The following is a 6,000-nucleotide window of genomic DNA, read 5'->3' on the forward strand; positions in this document are numbered from 1 at the left end:
ATCTACGTTGTTTCGATTTTTCACTGTTCTACACAGGGAGACATTTTTTTCTGATTCGTAATATGCGTAGGTTGAGAAATACAGATAGTACCTTGTATGTCATATGAAATCCATTTACAATGTAACTAAAGTATCGTTAATGATGCATTTAAGTTTCGTTAACATGAGAATTACCTATATATAATTGATTCATGGTGAAATAGAAAAGAATGAAAGCTGAATCTATCATCATGATAGATGTTTTATGTAAAACTTGGAATTGTTACGAGGGAGACAAATTGAGAACAATGGATGTTTATTAGGAACAATCCATTTCATATATGAAGGAGGAAATAGAATGAACAAAACTGTAAAATATGCAATTCGATTTCTAGCTGTACCCTTTGTAACAGGTGCAGTTCTGTTTAGTACAGCGGCAATGCAAAATGTACAAGCAGCTAGTGAACCATCATTACAAATACAAAAAAATGAAGTGGGAACATTAGAAATTACATTGACAGCTATGGAATGGAAATATGATCATAGTGAGCCTGGGGGATTTAAGTATTATCCTGGAAATAATTTAGCAGATGTAGAATTTACAATCTATAATAAAAAAGACAATACAGTTTATGCAAAGAAACGAACAGATAAAAATGGAAAAGTTTCGTTTCAACTCCCTTTGAATCTTTCTTTTTCCTGTAAACAAACATCCGCATATCCAGAAACAAATGGGGGAAGATATGTCCCTGAGACAAGAACGTTTTCTGGATCTTTTAAAACAAACGGAGAAATCTATCAGCATAATGTGTACAATATGTTCACATTATATTAAAAAACAAAACCCTTTGAAAAACGATTTCAGTTTTTCAAAGGGTTTAACGTACTAGCGATTATGTAAATATTTTAGTATGAATCCATTTATGAGCTCCAAATTTGCTGTACCCATTCAGGATGATCAATAAATGGGTTCCGATTCTGTTGATACTTTGTATAAATAAGCTCATTACGCCTTCGTTCAAAATGATCCACGGGATCCTGTTTATGCCATTGTAATAAGACCGATATTCGTCCCATATAAGGAGATGTGTTGTTGTTTACTCTATCATTTAATTCAAGATCAATTTCTCCATTGTCCCCTTCATACCGAACAGCCATATAAAATAACATTCTAGCAATATCTCCTTTTACATTATCACGAGGTTCCCAAGAATCACTATCATATTTACACTCTTTTGCCTCTAAATGAGGAGTGCCCCCATTATCAAAATCTAAATTACCACGTGAACTGTTTACAGATACATCGGTTGCTCTTATATGATGAAGATCCGTTCCAGGTCCTGGAGATGTCCCGAAATTACCATGTGATTTTGCCCACACGTGCTCTCGATTCCAGTCATCTACATGAGATCCATTCGTATTTTTCCCCTGTGAGCGTCCTGTATATAACAGAATAACATTATTTCTATTATTTGGGTCTTCATCTGTATCACGTAGTGCTTCCCATAGCACATTGTAGGATAGCTTTTTATGATTATCAATAATATTATGAAGTTCTTTCTTTAGCATTACACCGATTTTTCCAAATGCATTCCGATAATAACTTTCTGTAATTTCCTTTTTATCATAATTATAAAAAGAATATTCAAATAATTCAAGGTGTTCATGTGTTGTCCCTAGGTTTTCTGCAAATGACTTAGAGGGGACAAACAATATACAGGACAAGAAAATCAAAATAGCTATTTTTCGAATAATCATAGACAAACCTCTCATTTATATCTGTATTTTTTCAAACATTATCAATAGACTGTTTCTATTGATAATGGACTATCTTTTCTTGAAGTTGTTCTAAATAATCCTTTTGAAACATACACATTCGGATTGCGTTGTGGTACTGGCCATCTACAAAAAATTCATCCTGTAATTCCCCTTCTATAGAAAAACCCACCTTTTTATAAATATGAATCGCTTTTTCATTGGTTGTGTTTACAACTAAATACAGCTTGTGCAAATTGAGTACAGAAAAAGCATAATGCATAGCTAAACAGGTGGTCTCCCTTGCATAGCCATTACCTTGATAGTGGGGATCAATCATAATTTGAAATTCTGCTCGTCTATGAATGTAATCAATTTCTACTAATTCAACCAATCCAATCATGACTGTGTTTTTCTCCACAATAAAACGGCGTTCACTTTGATCATGAATATGTTTATCGTACAAATCTTGTAATTCAACAAATGCTTCATAAGGTTCTTCAAACCAATAAGACATAATATTCGCATTGTTCGTTAGGCTATGTACAAATTTTAAGTCTTCTCGTTCCAATGGTCTTAGCTTAAAATCATGTTTCATTTACAACACGCCTTTCTTATTTTCTCGATTCTAGGATTTTTTTGACACACTTTTTATACAACAGACTTTCATAAGTATAGCATAGTCTCTCTAATGAAAGATAGAATAGTCAATACTCAGATGATGACGAATTTTAGCGAATCCACATTGATTTCGTCTGAAGGACGCCGAATCAAACGTTTGTTTAAAAGTAAAGATAAGTAAAGAAGTCCTTGATAGTTGCTATATAAATATCCCACTATCAAGGGAATCCCCTTGACGAGTATTGGGTACTCGCTACATTTTGCCATCTCATCCACGCGGATGTCGATGGACGGATAGAGAGTATGAAAAAAGATTGAGGCATTCGCTCAATCTTCCAAATAACAGCTGACCACAGCTTATAAAATATAATAGTAAACATCCCTCTAGTTGACCTAAGAGGGACCGCTAGTTTGCATCTTCAAATACACGCAATGCATCTTTACGGAGTTGGTCTTTTTCAGCATCTGATTTTTTGAAGTCATATTGATATAAAGCGGATTCCCAATCCCCATACATCGGATTCGGGAACACAATAAACTTTTCTCCAAATGCTTCGCGAATCTCTTCGACAGCTTGATTTCTATCTTGTACAGATTTCTCATCAAATCCCGTAAAATCAGATAAATTATCTCCAAAGAATAGAACAATATCATGTTCTGTCGCCACTTTTTTTCTTCGCTCTTCTTTCCCTTTTTCCCCTTGTCCTTGTAATAAAACATGCTCCTTATCAGCTTGCGGAATATGCAATTTTTGTAAGTTTTGTAACGTAGCATCTAACTGATCTTGTTTACGATTGGAAATGTAGTAAATCGCTACACCCTTTTCATTTGCATATTGTAAAAAGGAAACGGCGCCAGGGAGGGCATCTGCCTTTGCTTGTTGAATCCATTCCTCCCATTTATAAGGAAACCCTTTTTTCTCTTTTACGGTCATGGCTTGATACGGACTATTATCCATGACCGTTTCATCTAAATCTAGAACGATGGCAGTCTTTTTCTCGGAATCTTTGGCAAGTGCCGCGTCTAATTTCATCTTTCCGATATTATATCCTTGATGATAGAGCGCTTTGACTTCGCCAGCCGTTTGATACCAAGCATCTGCCATAACTTGTTGTTCCATTAGTGAAGGTGTTTGTTTTGATTGTGTTTCTGACGACTGGCACCCCATGAGAGAAAGAGAGAACAGCGTTAGAGCTATACTTGTTTTCAAAATTTCTTTCATTGTATATCACTCCTCGGATATATGTTTTGTATTGTATGGGCTTACCATACAGGAGTTATATTCAAAATACAATCCTCTTTTATTAAGAACAACTTTAATTTTGTCCTTTTAAAAGGGAAAAGTGAGTTTTCAATTTTTGTGATATGAAAATTATCTATAATCATTTTAAGAGCGATTATAAGGGTACTGTTGTTCCGTATTAACTCATTAAGGCGGTTTCGTATTATATATAAATTCAAAACGTTTGTAGATAAATCTGAATGGGTTGTTCAAGATGGAATCGGCTATATTTGGTTTATGAAACCATTGTCCCGTCATTGATTGGTTTTTACAAACATAACTAAAACTGTGATCCACACAAATGTATAGTAAAAACTCCGTTATTACGTGTATGATAAAGCGAAGATACAAGGAACAGAGAATTCAAATAAGGAGATAAATTAAGATAGAGATTGCATTCATTGTATGGTATAAAATTCATAAAACATTTTTATTCGTTTGCATTTATTTACCCATCGAATCTTTTATAAACGAGAAGCACCACAACTCAGTTTGCGGTATTTCGGAAAAAATCATATAAAAATTAAAAAAAGAACAAACAAACCGTGAAAAGTCTGTTTGTTCTTTTCTTTCACTTGATTTATACGATATGACTATCTTCCAAGGATAGTAATAAATGCACGTCCTTCACATTCGCCACGACCTGGTCTGCCATGTCCGTCTCGATCACACTCTAATTCTACATAATAATCTCCTCTTTGGAATCTTTCATCAAACATTTTTGTTGCATTCCTATCAACTGTACCCCGTTCAATTACCACGGCTCTATCAGGGCCTCTACCATTTCTCTCCATTTTGTATAATTTGTACGCTAAATTACTGAACCTTGACTCATTCATGATTTTAAATTGCACATGATTTCTTCTTTCATCCAAATTAAAAATAGGTGACTGACTAGAACGTTGGCCACGTTGTAATTTTACCATGTAATCAAAGCGGTCCGGACGTTGCCAGTTTTGTGACATTTCCTGTTGCGTTGACACCTCAGTTTGTACAGTAGAAGCTTGTGCATCAATCGTAGGCACAAGTAATCCTCCCGTTACGAATATCGTTGAAAGTATACCCATCATACGTTTCAAATTCATCACTCCTATAAATAGAATATGTACGAATACATTGTATAATGGATTCTTCTCAATCGTAAGCGCTTCATTTATTTCTCAATAGGAACTCTTTTGACACATAAGTTGCTGAACCTACATGTTTTATTCTGCAAATGAAGCGATCTAACTTTTTTCTTCTTAATTTGTAATTCCTCAGGCTAGTTCGAAAACATGAAAAAGAACACATGTTCATAAGAGCGAACATTCTCTTATGAAATAATGATATTCCAAAGACATGTTCCAGTTGCTATGAACTAGTTCATAGCTTGTCATACAAATTACTTTTGTTTACTCGGCGCACAACAGGGAACCGATACTTTCTGGCTAATCAAGTGTTATTTTACTATTTCAGTTTCCTTTCGTTATTTGCAGGCTTTGTAAGAACACATCATTGAGAAATAAATGAAGGGCTTACTATGGGAATCTTTCCATTGTACAATACGTTTGTAAGTATTCTATTTATAGGAGTGATGAATTTGAAACGTATGATGGGTGTAGTTTCTACCGCTTTGTTAACGGGAACAATGTTATTTGGTGTATCTAATACATCAGTGTATGCTGATACTTCCTCGCAGCCTTATCAGGTTGTAACACCAGGTGAAGGAAATGAAAAAACTACAATAGTGGGCTTCGATAATAAAATAGAGTTTGAATCCTATGTAAAGGAACATCCCATTTCCCCTAATTTTTCGAAAGCATTACAATCCTCTTCACAAATTTATTCTACCTTTTATCATGATATCAATTTAAAAGGCGCACAATTCAATGTAAATGCAGGTAGAAATCCAGTCATCTTAACTAATTTTAATGCAGCTAGTAATGATAAAGTGTCTTCCGTACGTACGCATAAATTCGGTAATTATACAACAATTTATGAGCATAGTAATGCACAAGGTCGTGCATTGGCGATAGCGAACAATGGGAATTATCTAAATTTAACGGATTATAGTATGGGCGATGGTGCAAGAACATGGAATGATCAAGCCTCGTCTGCTATTGTAAAAGCAAATTGATACCAAAATCATGTATGATTTTGGTTACACATAAAAAAAAGTGTAGATAGAATGGGACAATGATTTTGTTGGCTATAAGTCTTTACATTGCGAACACCCCAAACTAATACCGTCTTACATAGAGATTCCTAATTTTTTACACCAATTCTAAATACAAGAGGAGTACCGATCGATGAAAAAAATGATAAAATGGATTTCCCTGTTTTCAATATCTTTTTTTATGATGGCTAACACAGGATCCGCACAA

The 6,000-nt window shown here is 34.5% G+C and carries 5 protein-coding genes and 1 pseudogene; 2 read left to right on the forward strand and 4 right to left on the reverse strand.

The genetic code is table 11. The features are described 5' to 3' along the window. Positions 1-337 precede the first annotated feature (337 nt). Positions 338-814 (forward strand): SpaA isopeptide-forming pilin-related protein, encoded by a 477-nt coding sequence (locus AC3WVZ_RS33795; protein ID WP_233937130.1) that lies wholly within the window; start codon positions 338-340, stop codon positions 812-814. 86 nt (positions 815-900) lie between these two features. On the opposite strand, the pseudogene AC3WVZ_RS33800 reads toward AC3WVZ_RS33795, so the two are convergent. The 4 genes and pseudogenes from AC3WVZ_RS33800 to AC3WVZ_RS33815 form a co-directional block, all read right to left on the reverse strand. Further along, a pseudogene (locus tag AC3WVZ_RS33800) lies at positions 901-1,581 on the reverse strand (endonuclease I family protein); the annotation flags it as partial. 211 nt (positions 1,582-1,792) lie between these two features. Continuing rightward, on the reverse strand, positions 1,793-2,332 hold the full coding sequence (gene speG / locus AC3WVZ_RS33805; protein ID WP_233937133.1) for a spermidine N1-acetyltransferase: 540 nt from the start codon (positions 2,330-2,332) through the stop codon (positions 1,793-1,795). 429 nt (positions 2,333-2,761) lie between these two features. After that, positions 2,762-3,577, reverse strand: coding sequence for a 5'-nucleotidase, lipoprotein e(P4) family (locus tag AC3WVZ_RS33810; RefSeq protein WP_233937135.1), 816 nt, complete (start codon positions 3,575-3,577; stop codon positions 2,762-2,764). Between the two features lie 653 nt (positions 3,578-4,230). After that, entirely contained in the window at positions 4,231-4,716 is a 486-nt protein-coding gene (locus AC3WVZ_RS33815; protein ID WP_065486485.1) for a hypothetical protein, read from the reverse strand. A 500-nt stretch (positions 4,717-5,216) separates the two neighbouring features. Here AC3WVZ_RS33815 and AC3WVZ_RS33820 point away from each other — a divergent pair, with 500 nt between their 5' ends. Then, on the forward strand, positions 5,217-5,753 hold the full coding sequence (locus tag AC3WVZ_RS33820; protein ID WP_233937136.1) for a hypothetical protein: 537 nt from the start codon (positions 5,217-5,219) through the stop codon (positions 5,751-5,753). The last annotated feature ends 247 nt before the right edge of the window (positions 5,754-6,000 follow it).

The sequence above is a fragment of the Bacillus sp. CPT56D-587-MTF genome, assembly GCF_058792335.1.